The sequence below is a fragment of the Phaeobacter gallaeciensis DSM 26640 genome, assembly GCF_000511385.1.
Classification (GTDB): Bacteria; Pseudomonadota; Alphaproteobacteria; order Rhodobacterales; family Rhodobacteraceae; genus Phaeobacter; species Phaeobacter gallaeciensis.
In genome coordinates, this window is record NC_023137.1 from 2,355,549 (window position 1) to 2,371,157 (window position 15,609).

The 15,609-nt window shown below is 62.1% G+C and carries 17 protein-coding genes; 11 read left to right on the plus strand and 6 right to left on the minus strand.

Annotated elements, in window-relative coordinates; all coding sequences use genetic code 11:
* Window positions 1–122: 122 nt before the first annotated feature.
* Window positions 123–1,034, plus strand: coding sequence for a DMT family transporter (locus GAL_RS11470; RefSeq protein ID WP_024097747.1), 912 nt, complete (start codon window positions 123–125; stop codon window positions 1,032–1,034).
* Between the two features lie 10 nt (window positions 1,035–1,044).
* Here the strand turns inward: GAL_RS11470 and GAL_RS11475 are convergent, their stop codons facing one another.
* A complete protein-coding gene (locus tag GAL_RS11475) occupies window positions 1,045–2,484 on the minus strand; it encodes a protein adenylyltransferase SelO (RefSeq protein WP_024097748.1) in 1,440 nt (479 codons plus the stop codon).
* Between the two features lie 78 nt (window positions 2,485–2,562).
* Between GAL_RS11475 and GAL_RS11480 the strand changes: the two genes are divergently transcribed.
* The gene (locus GAL_RS11480; protein WP_024097749.1) at window positions 2,563–2,994 is read left to right on the plus strand and encodes a cupin domain-containing protein; all 432 of its coding nucleotides are present in this window, start codon (window positions 2,563–2,565) and stop codon (window positions 2,992–2,994) included.
* A 59-nt stretch (window positions 2,995–3,053) separates the two neighbouring features.
* Here the strand turns inward: GAL_RS11480 and GAL_RS11485 are convergent, their stop codons facing one another.
* Window positions 3,054–4,220, minus strand: a complete 1,167-nt coding sequence (locus tag GAL_RS11485) for an anhydro-N-acetylmuramic acid kinase (protein WP_024097750.1) — start codon at window positions 4,218–4,220, stop codon at window positions 3,054–3,056.
* A gap of 153 nt (window positions 4,221–4,373) precedes the next feature.
* On the opposite strand from GAL_RS11485, the gene tyrS reads away from it, so the two are divergent.
* Window positions 4,374–5,630, plus strand: a complete 1,257-nt coding sequence (gene tyrS / locus GAL_RS11490) for a tyrosine--tRNA ligase (RefSeq protein ID WP_024097751.1) — start codon at window positions 4,374–4,376, stop codon at window positions 5,628–5,630.
* A 94-nt stretch (window positions 5,631–5,724) separates the two neighbouring features.
* Here tyrS and GAL_RS22665 read toward each other — a convergent pair whose 3' ends face one another.
* A complete protein-coding gene (locus GAL_RS22665; RefSeq protein ID WP_162894047.1) occupies window positions 5,725–5,862 on the minus strand; it encodes a hypothetical protein in 138 nt (45 codons plus the stop codon).
* Between the two features lie 45 nt (window positions 5,863–5,907).
* Between GAL_RS22665 and GAL_RS11495 the strand changes: the two genes are divergently transcribed.
* The 4 genes from GAL_RS11495 (at window position 5,908) to GAL_RS11510 (ending at window position 8,883) form a co-directional block, all read left to right on the plus strand.
* Window positions 5,908–6,852 carry a GNAT family N-acetyltransferase gene (locus GAL_RS11495; protein ID WP_040104074.1) on the plus strand — a complete coding sequence of 315 codons (945 nt, stop codon included), beginning with the start codon at window positions 5,908–5,910 and terminating at the stop codon, window positions 6,850–6,852.
* Between the two features lie 72 nt (window positions 6,853–6,924).
* A complete protein-coding gene (locus GAL_RS11500) occupies window positions 6,925–7,680 on the plus strand; it encodes an SDR family NAD(P)-dependent oxidoreductase (protein ID WP_024097753.1) in 756 nt (251 codons plus the stop codon).
* 157 nt (window positions 7,681–7,837) lie between these two features.
* Window positions 7,838–8,332, plus strand: a complete 495-nt coding sequence (locus GAL_RS11505) for a GFA family protein (protein ID WP_024097754.1) — start codon at window positions 7,838–7,840, stop codon at window positions 8,330–8,332.
* Window positions 8,329–8,883: a sugar O-acetyltransferase gene (locus GAL_RS11510; protein ID WP_024097755.1), complete on the plus strand. Its 555-nt coding sequence runs from the start codon at window positions 8,329–8,331 to the stop codon at window positions 8,881–8,883. The genes GAL_RS11505 and GAL_RS11510 overlap by 4 nt, the downstream gene beginning before the upstream one ends.
* 168 nt (window positions 8,884–9,051) lie before the next feature.
* Here GAL_RS11510 and GAL_RS11515 read toward each other — a convergent pair whose 3' ends face one another.
* From GAL_RS11515 to GAL_RS11525, 3 genes are all read right to left on the minus strand, one after another.
* Window positions 9,052–10,863, minus strand: coding sequence for an ATP-binding cassette domain-containing protein (locus GAL_RS11515; RefSeq protein ID WP_169731156.1), 1,812 nt, complete (start codon window positions 10,861–10,863; stop codon window positions 9,052–9,054).
* A 41-nt stretch (window positions 10,864–10,904) separates the two neighbouring features.
* A complete protein-coding gene (locus GAL_RS11520; protein WP_081731421.1) occupies window positions 10,905–11,723 on the minus strand; it encodes a GNAT family N-acetyltransferase in 819 nt (272 codons plus the stop codon).
* 147 nt (window positions 11,724–11,870) lie between these two features.
* Window positions 11,871–12,338, minus strand: a complete 468-nt coding sequence (locus tag GAL_RS11525) for an outer membrane protein assembly factor BamE (protein WP_024097758.1) — start codon at window positions 12,336–12,338, stop codon at window positions 11,871–11,873.
* Between the two features lie 87 nt (window positions 12,339–12,425).
* Here GAL_RS11525 and GAL_RS11530 point away from each other — a divergent pair, with 87 nt between their 5' ends.
* The 4 genes from GAL_RS11530 to GAL_RS11545 all read left to right on the plus strand — a co-directional run bounded on the left by GAL_RS11530 (window position 12,426) and on the right by GAL_RS11545 (window position 15,548).
* Complete coding sequence (locus GAL_RS11530; RefSeq protein ID WP_024097759.1) at window positions 12,426–12,971, plus strand: YceD family protein; 546 nt, start codon at window positions 12,426–12,428, stop codon at window positions 12,969–12,971.
* A 219-nt stretch (window positions 12,972–13,190) separates the two neighbouring features.
* Entirely contained in the window at window positions 13,191–13,397 is a 207-nt protein-coding gene (rpmF, locus tag GAL_RS11535) for a 50S ribosomal protein L32 (RefSeq protein ID WP_014874239.1), read from the plus strand.
* A 39-nt stretch (window positions 13,398–13,436) separates the two neighbouring features.
* Window positions 13,437–14,561, plus strand: coding sequence for a phosphate acyltransferase PlsX (plsX, locus tag GAL_RS11540; RefSeq protein WP_024097760.1), 1,125 nt, complete (start codon window positions 13,437–13,439; stop codon window positions 14,559–14,561).
* Window positions 14,562–14,576: 15 nt separating this feature from the next.
* Complete coding sequence (locus tag GAL_RS11545) at window positions 14,577–15,548, plus strand: beta-ketoacyl-ACP synthase III (RefSeq protein WP_024097761.1); 972 nt, start codon at window positions 14,577–14,579, stop codon at window positions 15,546–15,548.
* Window positions 15,549–15,609 lie beyond the last annotated feature (61 nt).

Here is a 15,609-nt window from a genome sequence, read left to right on the forward strand (position 1 = left end):
ACGCCCCGCAGCATGACCCAAAACCAGATGGCAGGCCAGAGCCCAGCGAGGCACACCCGCAGTGACCTAAACATCTGTTTTGCCACCTTGACTCTGTGATCCCCCGCCCCTCCTCTGGCGCCATGAGTGAAAAACGCACAATGGACGGCCTTGGGGCCGCGATGCTGATCGGCTTCAGCGGGCTAATGGGCTTCAATCAAGTGGTGATCAAGGTCTCCAACGGCGGCTTTGGCCCGGTGTTTCAGGCAGGCTTGCGCTCCCTGATCGGCCTCGGCGTGCTGCTTGCATGGCTCGCCTTTCGCGGCCAGTTGAAACGCGCAAGCCCCCCAGCCCCTGTGCAGACCCCAACACATTGGACCCGCTCCGTCCATCTCTGGGGGCTGGTGTCCGGTCTGTTGTTCACCGCTGAATTTGTCTGTCTTTACATCGCGCTGGACCTGTCATCAGTGTCCCGCGTCACCATTATCTTCAACTCCATGCCGGTCTGGCTGGCGCTGGCAGGCCATCTGCTCCTGCCCGGAGAGCGGCTCAATACCCTGCGCATGCTCGGCCTTGTGCTGGCCATGGGAGGTGTGGTGCTGGCAGTCCTGCACCGGGGCAGCGGCGATGCCTCATTGCTCGGTGATGTCCTGGCACTTGCGGCCACGCTGGCCTGGGCCGGGATCGCCCTGTGCGCGCGCCTCTCGCCCCTGTCCGCAGTGCCGCCCATCCGCCAACTGACCTATCAGCTGGCCACCTCGGCCCTGGTGCTGCTGGCGATCTCGCCGCTGTTCGGTCCGCTTCTGCGCGATCCCAGCGCTCTGCATATTTTCGGTGTGGTCTTTCAGGCCGTGGCCATTGCCAGCCTCGGCTATCTGCTGTGGCTCTGGCTGATCAGCATCTACCGCGCCAATGCGGTCGCCTCCTTCAGCTTCCTATCACCGGTGATCGCCGCCATTCTCGGCTGGCTCCTGCTGGATGAGGTGATCTACCCACAGGTCTGGGCCGCACTGGCACTGGTCGCCGTCGGCATCGTGCTGATCAATCGCAAGTAGCCACGCAGCATCAGGTGCCGCAGAAGGTCGCCTTCACCACCTCGCTCGCCGCCGGAGGGCGGCGCAGATCCTCTGCCCCCTCCTGCACAACATACGGATCCGACAGCACCGTATTCAGCCGCTCAAACGGGGCGAAATCCCCCGCCACAGCCGAGGCGATCATCGCCTCAATCCGGTGATTGCGCGGGATGTAGACCGGGTTTGCCGCTGCCATCACCGCCACAGGGTCTGCCTCCTGCGCCAGTCGTGCGCGCCAGTCTTCTGCCCAGCTGTCAAAACTCTCAGGCGCCAGAAACTGATCCCGTGCCGCGCCAGTGCCCGGCTCAACCTCCTCCAGCAAAGCCCGGAGTGTATTGGTGAAATCCGCCTGCCCTTCCGCCATGCGCGTCAGCAGACCGGTGATCAGCGCCATATCCTCTGGCATTGCCTCAGCAATACCGATCTTGGCTCCGAACCGTCGCAGCCAGGCAGCCTCGGTCAGTGCGGGCATCGCATGAACGATCTCCGTGGCTTCCTCCACCATCGCCTGCGGATCCTCGCTCTGCTGGATCAACGCGGTCGCCAGCTGCGCCAGATTCCAGACCGCAATATCGGGCTGATTGGAATAGGCATAGCGCCCCATGCGGTCGATGGAACTGAACACCGTGCTGGGGTGGTACACATCCATGAAGGCGCACGGCCCATAGTCGATCGTCTCACCGGATATCGACGAATTATCGGTGTTCATCACCCCGTGAATGAACCCCACCGACATCCAGGCCGCTATCAATTCTGCCTGACGATCCCGCACCGCCCGTAACAGCCCCATCGGTCCATCCGCGTCAGGATAGTGGCGCTGGATCGCATATTCCGTCAGCTGACCCAGCGCCGTCTGCTCGCCGCGCGCCGCAAAGACCTGGAACGTCCCAACCCGCAAATGGCTGGAGGCCACCCGCGTCAGCACAGCCCCTGGCAGGCCGCCCTCTTCGCGCCAAACCGTCTCGCCCGATGCCACCGCCGCCAGCGCCCGCGTCGTGGGAATGCCTAAGCTGTGCATTGCTTCACTCACAACATATTCCCGCAGGACCGGCCCCAGCCAGGCCCGCCCGTCACCCCCGCGTGAATAGGGCGTGCGCCCAGATCCCTTCAGCTGGATATCGCGCCGCTTACCCTCCGGACCAACAGCCTCGCCCAGCAGGATCGCGCGCCCGTCGCCCAGCTGCGGATTGTAATTGCCAAACTGATGCCCGGCATAAAGCTGCGCCAGCGGCTCGGCCCCATCGGGAACACGATTGCCAGCAAAGACCTCCGCCATTTCAGCCGTCTCGCCTGCGGTGATACCCAGCTCCGTCCCAAGCGCGGCATTATAGACCAGCAGCTCCGGTGCCTTCACCGGCACAGGGGCCTGTTTCGTGTAGAACACCGGCGGCAGCGCGGCATATGTATTGTCAAAGGGAATGTGCAATGTCATGGCCCAAACATATGCGGCAAATGTCAAATTGCCAGAGCCAAACCTACCCTGTGCCACCAGACCAAACGGAGCAGAGATATGACCGCCGATGAGATCATCGCCAAGCTGAACCTCCAGCCCCATCCCGAAGGCGGCTATTATCGCCAGACATGGATTGCCGAGAACGCCGATAGCCACAACGGCCGCGCCACCGGCACCTGCATCTATTTCCTGCTGAAGGCGGGTGAAAGCAGCCATTGGCACAAGGTCGATGCCACCGAAATCTGGCTCTACCACGCCGGCGCGCCGCTGGTACTGTCACTCTCGGCCAGCGACGATGGCCCGGCACAGGACCACCTGCTGACCCCTGATCTGACAGCGGGCGAACCCCAGCTGATCGTCCCCGAGGGCCACTGGCAGGCCGCCCGCACCACCGGAGACTATACGCTGGTCAGCTGCACCGTCTCGCCGGGGTTCCAGTTCGAAGGCTTTGAACTGGCCGCACCTAGCTTTGACATCCCGCGCGGCTAACGCCCAATTTCTACGCAAAAATTTACCAAGAAACTTCATAGTTTCTTAGCTGCCAAACTTCAGCCATCGCCGCCAGGCACACTCACCACACCACCTCCCACGCAGGCGCGCACGCCGGTGGTGCCGGGACAGGACGTCGGCAGCCCCCGCGCCACCCGCACCGCCAGATGGGCAAAGGCCTGCGCCTCCAGCATATCACCATCCAGCCCGACGCTCTCAATCGGGGCGACCGGGCAATCCAGCGACACCCGCAGCATCTCCATCAGCACCGGATTATGCCGCCCGCCACCGGTGATTAACACAACCTCCGGCGGCTCCGGGCAATGCTCCATTCCTTGTGCTACCGCAGCCGCACACATGCCCGTCAGCGTGGCCGTCGCATCGCTATCGGTCAGCTCGGACACCAGCGTGATCATCTCAGCGAAATCATTCCGGTCCAAAGACTTCGGTGGCATCCGGGCAAAATAAGGCTCCGCCAGAAACAGCTCCAGCGCGCCGGTCTCCACCACACCGCCCCGGGCGATCGCGCCGCCTTCGTCCATCATCTGACCGCAGCGCGCCTGCACCAGATCATTGATCGGCGCATTCGCAGGCCCAGTATCAAACGCCAGCAGCGCACCGGGATCCTCCGCTGCCTCAAACCGTGGATCGACATAGGTGAGGTTGCCCACCCCGCCCAGATTCAGAAAACACAAAGGCCTGTCACGCTTCAGATATTTCGCGCAGGCGAAGTGAAAGAACGGCGCCAGCGGCGCGCCCTCACCGCCCAATCGCACATCATCGCTGCGGAAATCCCAGACCACAGGCGTTGCCAGCTCAGCCGCCAGCGCCGCGCCATCCCCCACCTGCAAAGTGCCCTGCATTCGCGGCGCATGGGCCAGCGTCTGACCGTGAAAGCCGATGACATCTACCGCCCCCTGATCCGTACCCACCTGATCAGACAAAACCTGCGCCAGCAGATCCGCATGGGCGCGGGTGACAATCTCTGCCGCAGCCTCCACCTGCGGCCCCTGCCAGTGCCCCAGCGCGGCGGCCAGCTGCGCGCGCTCCACCGGTTCATAGGCGCGATACGCACTGGCCCCAAAGCCATGAATCGCCACGCCATCCGTCTCGACAATGGCCGCATCCACCCCGTCCAGCGAGGTGCCGCTCATGGTGCCAAGGGCGCGCAACACGCCGGTTTTGGGGATCGCGGAGGACCGCGCCGAAGGATGGGATCTGGTCATGCTGATAAGGCCTGCTGAGATATTGGGCGCATCGCGCCGATTTGACCGCAAGGATACAGCAGCGAATTTCTTCCGCAAAGCCGTTCACACTGCTTTCCCCCGTGCAAATTGCGTTTTATACAGCAGCGCGCAATTCAAAAGCCGAGGCACATCATGACCTACCACCCAAAATCGGATTTCATCGCAGTTATGATGGAACGCGGCTATCTGTCCGACTGTACCGATTATCAGGGCCTGGACGAGGCGCTGATGACCCCCGGCCAATCCGCCTACATCGGCTTTGACGCCACCGCGACCTCACTGCATGTGGGCTCACTCATCCAGATTATGATGCTGCGCTGGTTCCAGAAGACTGGCCACAAACCGATCACCCTGATGGGCGGCGGCACCACCAAGGTGGGCGATCCCTCCTTCCGCGCTGATGAGCGCCCGTTGCTGACCGACGTCCAGATCGACGACAATATCGCGGGCATCAAAAAGGTGTTCGACGCCTATATCGACTATGACAGCGGCGCGGGTAACGCGGCGATGATGCTGAACAATGCCGAATGGCTGGACGATCTGAACTATCTCGCGTTCCTGCGCGACATCGGCCGCCACTTTTCGGTGAACCGAATGCTGTCGTTTGAGAGCGTGAAATCGCGTCTCGACCGCGAACAGTCGCTGTCCTTCCTCGAATTCAACTACATGATCCTTCAGGCCTATGACTTCCTTGAGCTGAACCGCCGCTATGGCTGCGTGTTGCAGATGGGCGGGTCGGACCAATGGGGCAATATCGTTAACGGCATCGATCTGACGCGCCGGGTGCTGGACCATGAAATCTATGGCCTCACCTCGCCGCTGCTGACCACCTCAGACGGCAAGAAGATGGGTAAATCCCAGAACGGCGCGATCTGGCTCAATGGCGATCTGCTCTCTCCGTATGAGTTCTGGCAATTCTGGCGCAACACCACCGACGCCGATGTGGGCCGCTTCCTCAAGCTCTACACCGAGCTGCCCGTGGATGAATGCAACCGTCTCGGCGCGCTCGAAGGCTCTGAGGTGAATGCCGCCAAGGTGATCCTCGCCAATGAGGTGACCACCCTGCTGCACGGCGCAGAGGCCGCTGCCGCCGCCGAGGCCACCGCCCGCGAGGTGTTTGAAAAAGGCGGCATTGGCGACGATCTGCCCACACTCTCGCTGTCATCTTCGGATCTGGGCGATGGCATCTCCATCGTGCAGCTGATCGTGAAATCCGGGCTGGCCAAATCCGGCAAAGACGCAAAGCGCCTGATCTCGGAAAACGGTGCCAAGATCGATGACAAACCGCTGACCGACGCGGGCCTGATGATCGACGCCGCCGCGCTCGCCTCGCCGATCAAACTCTCGGCCGGCAAAAAACGCCACGCGCTGGTGCAGCTAGACGGCTGACCCCGCGCGCATAGATCAAGACGATAATTCAAGGGGGCCAATCGGCCCCCTTTTTCGTCTCAGCCACGGGTCCCACCGCAGCCAACCCGCGCCCTCACAACAGCAGCAGATCCACCAGCAACAGCACCAGCCCAACCGGCAAGGACACGGCCAGCGCTGCCAACAAAGCGGCAGCTTTGGTGATCCTCGGCCCCGGCGCGTGATGATTTCGAATTTTATTCGTATTTTTCATACCACCATTAACCATCATTTAGGTTTCGCTGCGGTTAATGGCGCCATGTTCGATTTCACACCAGCAGATGTCATGCCCCGCCCCATTCTTCGCGACGAAACCATCTCTGCCCTGCCACAATCGGCAGAATTTGCCCGCGCACTTCAGGCCACCGGCAAGGATCCTCTGGTGCTTGGCCAGATGAAGGACACCGTCGTGATGCGCCGCAAACTCTGGGGCCGCATCGATGTTGCCATGGTGAACCGTGCCCGCATCGACAAACCACTGCGTCTGCTGGAACACCTGCAGGAAAATGGCCTGCGCCGCACGCCGGTGATCCTCTCGCCGGAAACCCCCACGCCTGCGCTGGCCCGCCACGGCGCCGTAGCGCTGGTCAGCCCGGCCCATGTCGGGCTGGTGGACCTGACGACTGACCCTGATCAGCGGCGCGCCAACCTGCATCAGAAATGGCGCAACCGGCTGGTCCACGGCGAACAGCAAGGCTTGCGCATCACCCGACAGTCGCTGCCGCAGACACCGGCGCATTGGATCTTTGCCGCCGATGCCGCGCAGCAATCCAGCCGTGGTTATCGCAGCTGGCCCGTGGATCTTACGCTGGCCTACGCCCGTGAAAACAAAGGCATGGCCAAGATTTTCGAGGCCCATGACGGAAAAGACATCGTCGCGGGCATTCTTGTTCTGCGCCATGGGCGCGGCGCGACCTACCACATCGCCCACACCACCGACCGGGGCAAGGCGCTGTCCGCCCATAACCTCCTGATGTGGGAAGCGATGTCCTGGCTTGCCAAACAGGGCTGCGAGCAGCTGGATCTGGGGGTGATCAACACCGAAGACGCCGCAGGTCTGGCCCGGTTCAAACTGGGCACCGGCGCGCGGCTGCACCAGTTGGGCGGCACCTGGGCCTATTGGCCGCCGCTGGGTCGCGTGCTGCGCCCCTTGGCCGCGCTTGACAAACGGCTGATGAATCCCGGGCTCTCTGGACACTGCTAGGGGGACGTGATTATCTGAACGAATGTTCAGATATGAACTCGATAGCACAGACCCCCGGGAGGAGCCCTGCTCATGAAACTGTCGCAAACCGCCGCCGTCATCACCGGCGGCGCCTCTGGCCTTGGTGAGGCCACCGCCCGTCATTTCGCCGCCAATGGCGCCCAGGTCACCCTGTTGGACCGGGACGCCGAACGCGGCGCCGCCGTGGCCGCCGAAATCGGAGGGCATTTTGCCGAAACCGATGTCACCAGCGAAACCTCAGTTGCCGCTGCCATGGCGCTCGCCAGCGAGAAGATGGGCAAGATCAACGCCTGTGTGAACTGCGCGGGCATCGCCCTTGGCATCAAAACCGTGGGCCGTGATGGCGCACATCCCCTTGATGCCTACCAGCGCACCATCGACATCAACCTCGTCGGCACCTTCAACGTGGCCCGGCTGGCGGCTATGGAGATCGCCAAATGTGACGCGGCCGAAGATGGCGGTCGCGGCGTGATCATCAACACCGCTTCCATCGCGGCCTTTGACGGTCAAAAAGGTCAGGCCGCCTATGCCGCCTCCAAAGGCGGTGTTGTGGGCATGTGCCTGCCGATGGCCCGCGATCTGGCCTCTTCGGGCGTGCGGGTGATGACCATCGCGCCGGGGATCTTCATGACCCCAATGCTCGCGGGCCTGCCGGAAGAGGTGCAGCAGCAACTCGCCGCCGATGTGCCCAACCCCGCGCGCCTGGGCGATCCTGCCGAATATGGCCGTCTGGCCGGGTTTATCGTCGAGATGGGGTACCTCAACGGCGAAGTGATCCGCCTCGACGGCGCGCTGCGGATGCGCTGACGCGTCCACGGTTGCACACATTGATACTGACACCTCAAGGGGCACTCCCCCTTGAGGCACCCCCTCCCCCTGACCGACGCGGCACGCGATTGAGCAGCGACAGCCCCCGGAAACTCCGCTAGCCTGTTGCAAAGCCTTACCGATGGGGAGCAGACCCATGACCCAGCCCACCCTGCCGCTGACTGGCGCCTGTCTCTGCGGTGCTGTGCAGCTGCATGTCACCGCCGCCCCGCTGCTGACGCTGGCCTGCCATTGCCGTGATTGTCAGAAACTTGCCGCCAGCGCCTATTCCCTGACCGTCATGTTCCCGGCAGGGGCCGTCACCACCACGGGAGAGCTGGTGCTGGGAGGCCTCCACAGCGCAGAACGCAAGCATTATTACTGCCTGAGCTGCCTCAGCTTCGTCCTCTCCCGCCTGCAGGCGGCACCGGAGCGGGTAAATCTGCGTGCCTCCCTGCTGGATGATCTGACGTGGTTTACTCCCTTCGTCGAGATCATGACGGAGGAGAAACAGCCCTGGGCGCAGGTGCCAGCCACCCACAGCTATGCCCGTTTTCCAACCACGGCGGAGGAGCTGGCAGAGCTCATGGCCGATTACGCCAAAACCATCGCACCACCCCCGCCGCCCTCAACCGGAACAGGCCCGGCATGAGCAGATCCGAACGACAAAAGATGCAGGCAGGCGACTGGTACTGTTGCCTAGACGGCGAACTCTCGGCGTTGCGTCATCAGGCCCGTCTGGCGGTGCATCAGCACAATCACCGCGCCCCGGATCCAAGCGAACCCCTCAGCCCGCCGCTGGCTACGCTCTTTGCAGGCCATGGACAAAACTGCCTGATCGAGGCCCCGTTTCACTGCGCCTATGGACTCAATATCCACCTCGGCGATCAGGTCTACATGAACGCGGGCTGCACCATTCTGGATAGCGCCCCTGTGCGGATTGGAGACCGCACCATGCTGGGGCCAAATGTGCAGATCTACTGCGCCCAACATCACAAAGACAAAGACTTGCGCGCCAAGGGGTTGGAGATCGCCCATCCGGTTACGCTGGGGTGCGATGTCTGGATCGGCGGCGGCGCGATCATCCTGCCCGGTGTCAGCATCGGCGATGGCGCCATCGTCGGCGCTGGTGCGGTGGTGACACGGGATGTGGAAGCCGGGGTGACGGTTGTCGGCAATCCGGCGCGGGCGCTGCCCGGCTGACACCCGCACTGCCAAGACACGGAGCTGTTGCGCAGCAGGCGCGCGCCGCCTTAGTCTTCAATCAGGAAAAGTTTATATTTTACAAACGACTACGGCAGCGTCTTTGACCCAATGTTTCGCACGCGAAACATTGGGTCAATATGACTTACCCAAAAAACCAGACTGGCCTCAGCCCGCAGATTTCTCTTCCAGCTCCAGCCATTCCTCTTCAGCGGCGGAGAGTTTTTCCTGCCGCTCCACCAGCGCATCGGTGGCCTTCTGGAACTTCACCGGCTCGCGGGTGAACAGATCAGGATCGGCCATCAGCTGCTGCAATTTGGCGATCTCCGCCTCCAGCCGCTCGATCTCTCCGGGCAAGGCCTCCAGCCGATGTTTTTCCTTGAAGCTCAGACCGTCCTTCGGCTGCGCTTCCTGCTTGGGTTTCGGCTTGGCTGCCTTGGCTTTCTCCGCCTTTTCCTCCGCCCCGGCCACCGGGCCACGCTGGGCCAGATAATCGCTCCACCCGCCGGCATAGGCCGTGGCCCCGCCACCGCCCTCCATGGCGATGGTGGTGGTGGCCACACGGTCCAGAAAATCCCGGTCGTGGCTCACCAGCAAAACCGTGCCGTCATAGCTGTCCAAAAGCTCCTGCAACAGATCCAGTGTTTCGACATCCAGATCGTTGGTTGGTTCATCCAGCACCAGCAGATTGCTCTGCCGGGCCATCAGCCGGGCCAGCAGCAACCGCGCCTTCTCCCCCCCGGACAGGGACCGCACCGGCGCGCGGGCCTGTGCCTCATCGAACAGGAATTCTTTCAGATAGCCCACCACATGTTTCGGCTGCCCCCGCACCATCACCTGATCCGCCTTGCCGGAAATCCCGAGCAGCGGATCAGAGGTCAGGTTTTCCCAGAGACTGGCATCGCCATCCAGCTGATCGCGGGTCTGATCAAACAGCGCCAGCTCCAGATTGGTGCCCAGCTGTACCGTCCCCGCGTCAGGCTGTTCCAGCCCCAGCAGCATCTTCAGCAGCGTCGTCTTGCCTGCACCATTCGGCCCGACAAAGGCAACCCGATCCCCGCGCTGCACCTTCAGGGAGAAGTCCCGCACAATCGCCTTGTCGCCATAGGATTTCGTCAGCCCTTCGGCCTCGATCACCTTGCGGCCCGATTTCGGGCCGGCGTCCAGTGCCAGTTCAGCGGTGCCTTGCCGTTTGATCTGGCTCGACCGCTCCGCCTTCAGATCCTGAAGCGCGCGCACCCGGCCCATATTGCGTTTGCGCCGGGCCGAGATGCCCTCAACCGCCCAGCGGCTTTCGGATTTGATCAGCCTGTTCAGCTTGTGGCGCTGCTGGTCTTCTTCTTCCCAGATCTTGTCGCGCCAGGCCTCAAAGGCATCAAACCCCTTTTCCTGACGGCGCACCTGCCCCCGGTCCACCCAAAGTGTCGCCCGGGTCAGCGCCCGCAGAAACGCCCGGTCGTGCGAGATCAGCACGAAGGCGGCGCGGGTTGATTTCAGCTCATTCTCAAGCCAGGTGATCGCTTCAATGTCCAGATGGTTGGTCGGCTCATCCAGCAGCATCAGATCCGGTGCCTCGGCCATCAGCTTGGCCAGCGCCGCGCGGCGTTTTTCACCGCCAGAGGCCGTCGCCACCGGGCGGGCCGGGTCGAACTTCAGCCCCTCGCCTGCGCGCTCCACCTTGTACATATCGCCGGGATCCAACTCGGAGGCCGCGAAATCCCCCAGCGTGGCAAAACCCGTCATCTGCGGGTCTTGCTCCATATAACCCACGGATTTTCCAGGCGGCACCACCAGCGAGCCTGTGTCGGCCTCGACCAGACCGGCCATCACCTTCATCAGGGTGGATTTGCCGGAGCCATTGCGCCCGACCAGCGCCACCCGGTCGCCGGGCTGCACCACCAGATCAAGATCCGCGAACACCGGATCGCCCCCAAAGGTGAGGGAGATACCGGACATCTGTAAAAGAGGAATACGTGCCATAGGAGCCAGCTAAACCGGGGCGCGGGGCAGGTCAACGGCTGTCAGCCCCCATCACTGGCGAAGCCACCGGCAACAGCGCGCAGCAGACGTTTGCGCGCTGCGGGAATGGCGGCGATTTCAACACCCGTAAACAGATGCAGCGTGTCGAGATCACGGTCAATCACCACATGGTCACTGACCCATCCCCCCATCATCAGATAGCTGCGCAGCAGCGGCGGCATTTGCTGCAAGGCCTGTTTGCCATCCACGCGGGGCAGATCCATCGCGGCCAGTTCCAGCACCTCTGCCGCACGCACCCCGACCCCCTGCCCCAATGGTGCCTGATGACGCAGGAGCAGCAGGGCCAGTGCCTGAGAGTAAGGTGCCGGATCCGTGCCCCGGAACGACGAACAGCCAAACAGCAGCTCCACGCCATTCTGGTCCACAAATGCCGTCAGAGCGCCCCAGGCCAGTCGCAGGATATCCGCATCCTGCCAATCCGGGTGGATGCAGAACCGCCCCAGCTCCAGCAGCGGGCCACTACGAGACTGCAATGGGGTCAAATCATAGCGCTGAGCTGCGTAGCTGACCCCAAGATGCCCACCATCCGGCAACAGCAGCAACCGGCAGCAACAGACCAAGCGGCCACTGGCCTGATCCTCGACCAACAGATGCCGGCAGCGCGTGTCCAGTGCCTCCGCATCCAGCCCGGGTCGTCCAAAACACAAGCCCCGCAAGCGCTGCGCCTGTTGCAGATCTGCATGGGCCAGCGCCCCCTCCACCCCATCAATGACACGGACACGGTAGCGGCCGCCGTGCAAAACCGTCTCAGGCTCTGCATCACCGGTCATTCCGACCGGATTGATCACATCACGCAACACAGATCTTTCACCAACCAAAGGCTCTCGCACAGCAAACAACTCAGGTCTGCCTAACATGGATCACATCTCAGCCAAATGACGAAAGCCACCCCGGATCGGGATGGCTTTTCAAACATTTCGATATGCAGGCCGATCAGACCAACCCTATCATTCGATCAGACCACCGGGGCCAAAGTTGCCAAGGCTGCCCAGAAGCTGGCGCAGGAATGTCTTGTCCTGAACGTTGGAACTGGTCACGCGGCGTTGCAAGGGAATCACCCGACCCTGTTCCAGACCATAACGTTCAATCCCTGTGACCACCCCCTGATCGTTGAAATTGATCGCCACCAATTCGCGTGAGACCGGCTTTGACGCTGACGGGCCGCGGCGGCGCATCAGGGTGGAAACGTAGTAATACCCGCCATCGGTCAGCACGCCCTCTGCCGCCGGTACACCAACGGTTTCAGCCACGCTATCCTTGGTATCAACGCCTACAACCACCTCGGAGAGCAGCTCCTCGCTGGGAACATATCCATGTTTGCGATACATCGCGCAGCCACTGACCGCGAGCCCCGCAACCAAGAGAACCGTGACCCTCGTCGCCGCCTTCAGCGACCTCATGCGTTTGGATGTCATGCTACTCTCTTGCCCCCCGGCTTGAATACGCCTTTGAACCGGATTACCTAAACCGAGCCTCCGGTTCAAGAAACGAAAGTCCCCCAAATGTCTGAGAGCACCGCTTTTCGGGTCGCTGACCTACCGCAAAACCGCGCAACCACCTTTGAACTGCGCCCTGATGTCGATGTTCTGAAAGCTCTGGCGCAGGACCTCGGCGTCGACGATCTGCGCAAACTGCGCTTTGCCGGAGAGATCCGCGCCCTGGGCAAACGCGACTGGGAGCTGGTGGCAGATCTCGGTGCAACCGTGGTGCAGCCCTGCGTGGTGACACTGGATCCTGTCACCACCCGCATTGATCAGAAGGTGCGCCGCAGCTTTATCGCCGGGATGGTGCATCCCGACAGCGAGGAAGAAGTGGAGATGCCGGAAGATGACAGCAGCGAACCGCTTGGCAGCCATATCTCACCGCAGGAGGTGATGGTGGAGGCGCTGGCTCTGGCGCTGCCGCAATACCCCCGTAAAGATGGCGCCGAACTGGGAGAATCGGTGCATGCCGAACCGGGCGTCGCCCCAATGCGCGATGAGGATACCAAGCCGTTTGCCGGGCTGGCGGCCCTGCGCGATCAGCTTGACGGCGGCGGCGAAGACTGAAAAGAGAGCGACCAGACGATTCCGATTGGTGTTCCTGCGCTGACCGGCCAAAAAACCACTTGCGCCAGCGTCAATTCGCAGTATTTTCGCGCGCTCATCGGAATTTTGGTTGGACATCGGCAAGGCTGAGGCCTAAACGCACGGCAGACCGATCGAAACATTGAATGTGAAACGCGCCGCGGGGACAGCCCCAAGGCCCCAAGTGACAAAGGTTGAGACATGGCTGTCCAACAGAACAAAGTATCCAAGTCGCGTCGCAACAACCGCCGCGCGCACGATGCACTGGTTGCTGCGAACCCGAACGAATGCGGCAACTGCGGCGAGCTGAAGCGCCCGCACCACGTTTGCCCCTCCTGCGGCCACTACGACGAGAAAGAAATCGTCGCAGCCGCTGACGAGATCGACATGGACGAAGACGCGGCCTAAGCCGCGTCTGACCCAGACTTATGTCAGGCAGGCCTTTTCATGGCGGGTAAACCCGATCAGATGCAGAAGAATGCCGGCCGCATAGTCATTTCGGTTGACGCCATGGGCGGAGATGCCGGCCCCGCAGTTGTGGTGGCCGGCATTGCTATGTCCGCCGACAAGAACCCCGATCTGGGGTTCATTCTGCATGGCCCCGAAGACCAGCTGAAACCGCTGGTCGCCAAGAAACGCATTCTCAACGGACGCGTGGAATTTCGCGACGCCCGCGATGTGGTCACCATGGCGGACAAACCCTCCCAGGTGATGCGCAACGGCAAGGGCACCTCCATGTGGTCGGCGCTGGACTCGGTCAAGCAGGGCGAAGCCGCCGGCGCCGTCTCCTGCGGCAACACCGGCGCGCTGATGGCGCTGTCGATGCTGCGCCTGCGCAAACTGCCCGGCGTGAACCGTCCGGCGATTGCGATTCTCTGGCCGTCACGCAATCCGCAGGGCTTCAATGTGATGCTGGATGTCGGCGCTGATGTGCGTGCCGATGCGCAGGATCTGCTGCAATACGCCTTGATGGGCACCTCTTATGTGCGCAATTCGATGGATATTCCCCGCCCCCGCGTGGGCCTGCTGAATGTCGGCACCGAAGAACACAAGGGCCACGCCGATCTGAAAGAAGCCTACGGGCTGATCTCCGATCATTCCGAAAACGGCAGCTTTGATTTTGTCGGCTTTGTTGAGGGCAGCGATATCCCCGGTGATGTGGCCGATGTGATTGTCACCGACGGCTTCACCGGCAATGTGGCGATCAAAACCGGCGAAGGCACTGCCAGCCTGATGCGTGTCGCCCTGCGCGAGGCGTTTGAATACTCCTTCCTGTCGAAGATCGCCGCGCTCTTGGCGATGACCTCGCTGAAGCGGTTGTCCAAACGGCTGGATCCGCGCCGGGTCAATGGCGGCGTGTTCCTTGGCCTCAATGGCACCGTGGTGAAATCCCACGGCGGCGCCGATGCCACCGGGGTTTCGGCTGCGGTCAAACTGGCGTTCCGTCTTGCCCAGCAGGGGTTTGCAGAAAAACTGGCGGCACGGGTTGCATCCTCTGTGGCGCTTACCCAAGATAAAGCAGCGCAAATGGACGAGACAAAAACCGACCAGGCGCCCACCCAAAAAGACTAAAAGGCAGGCCATAGAATGACGCGACGCGCAGTAATTGTCGGGACCGGGCATTATCTCCCTGAACGCGTGGTCGAAAACGCGGAATTCGAAGCAACGCTAGACACCACCGACGAATGGATTCGCAGCCGCTCCGGGATTGAGCGCCGCCATTTCGCCGCCGAGGGTGAGACCACCTCCATGATGGCCACCAAGGCCGCGCAAAATGCACTCGCCGATGCCGGTCTGACGGCCGAAGATATCGACGCCATCGTCGTGGCCACTTCCACCGCCGATCTGACCTTCCCCTCTGCTGCCACTATGGTGCAGGCGCAGCTGGGTATGACGCGTGGCTTTGCCTTTGATGTGCAGGCCGTCTGCGCCGGGTTCGTTTACGCGCTGAGCAATGCCAATGCGTTGGTTTCCTCTGGTCAGGCGGAAAAGGTGCTGGTGATCGGGGCCGAGACCTTTAGCAGAATCATGGACTGGACCGACCGCTCCACCTGTGTGCTGTTTGGTGATGGCGCCGGGGCGCTGGTGTTGGAGGCGCAGGACGGCGCCGGCAGCAGCGAGGATCGCGGCATTCTGGCAACCGATCTCAATTCCGACGGACGCTACAAGGATCTGCTTTACGTGGATGGCGGTGTGTCCACCCAGAACACCGGCCATCTGCGCATGCAAGGCAATCAGGTGTTCCGCCACGCGGTTGAGAAACTGGCCTCCACCGCCCATACCGCGCTGGAGCGTGCCGGTCTTGGTGCGGATGACGTGGACTGGATCGTGCCGCATCAGGCCAATATCCGCATCATTCAGGGCACCGCCAAGAAGATGGGCCTGCCAATGGAGAAGGTTGTCGTGACCGTGCAGGACCACGGCAATACCTCCGCCGCCTCGATCCCGCTGGCGCTGTCCGTGGGCAAATCGCGCGGCCAGATCAAACAGGGCGATCTGGTGGTCACCGAGGCCATTGGCGGCGGTTTGGCCTGGGGATCAGTGGTGCTGCGCTGGTAAGCGGCAAGGCAACGCTCAGATTGCGCGCGATTTTACCGGTCCAACTCCCCGATGCAATTCA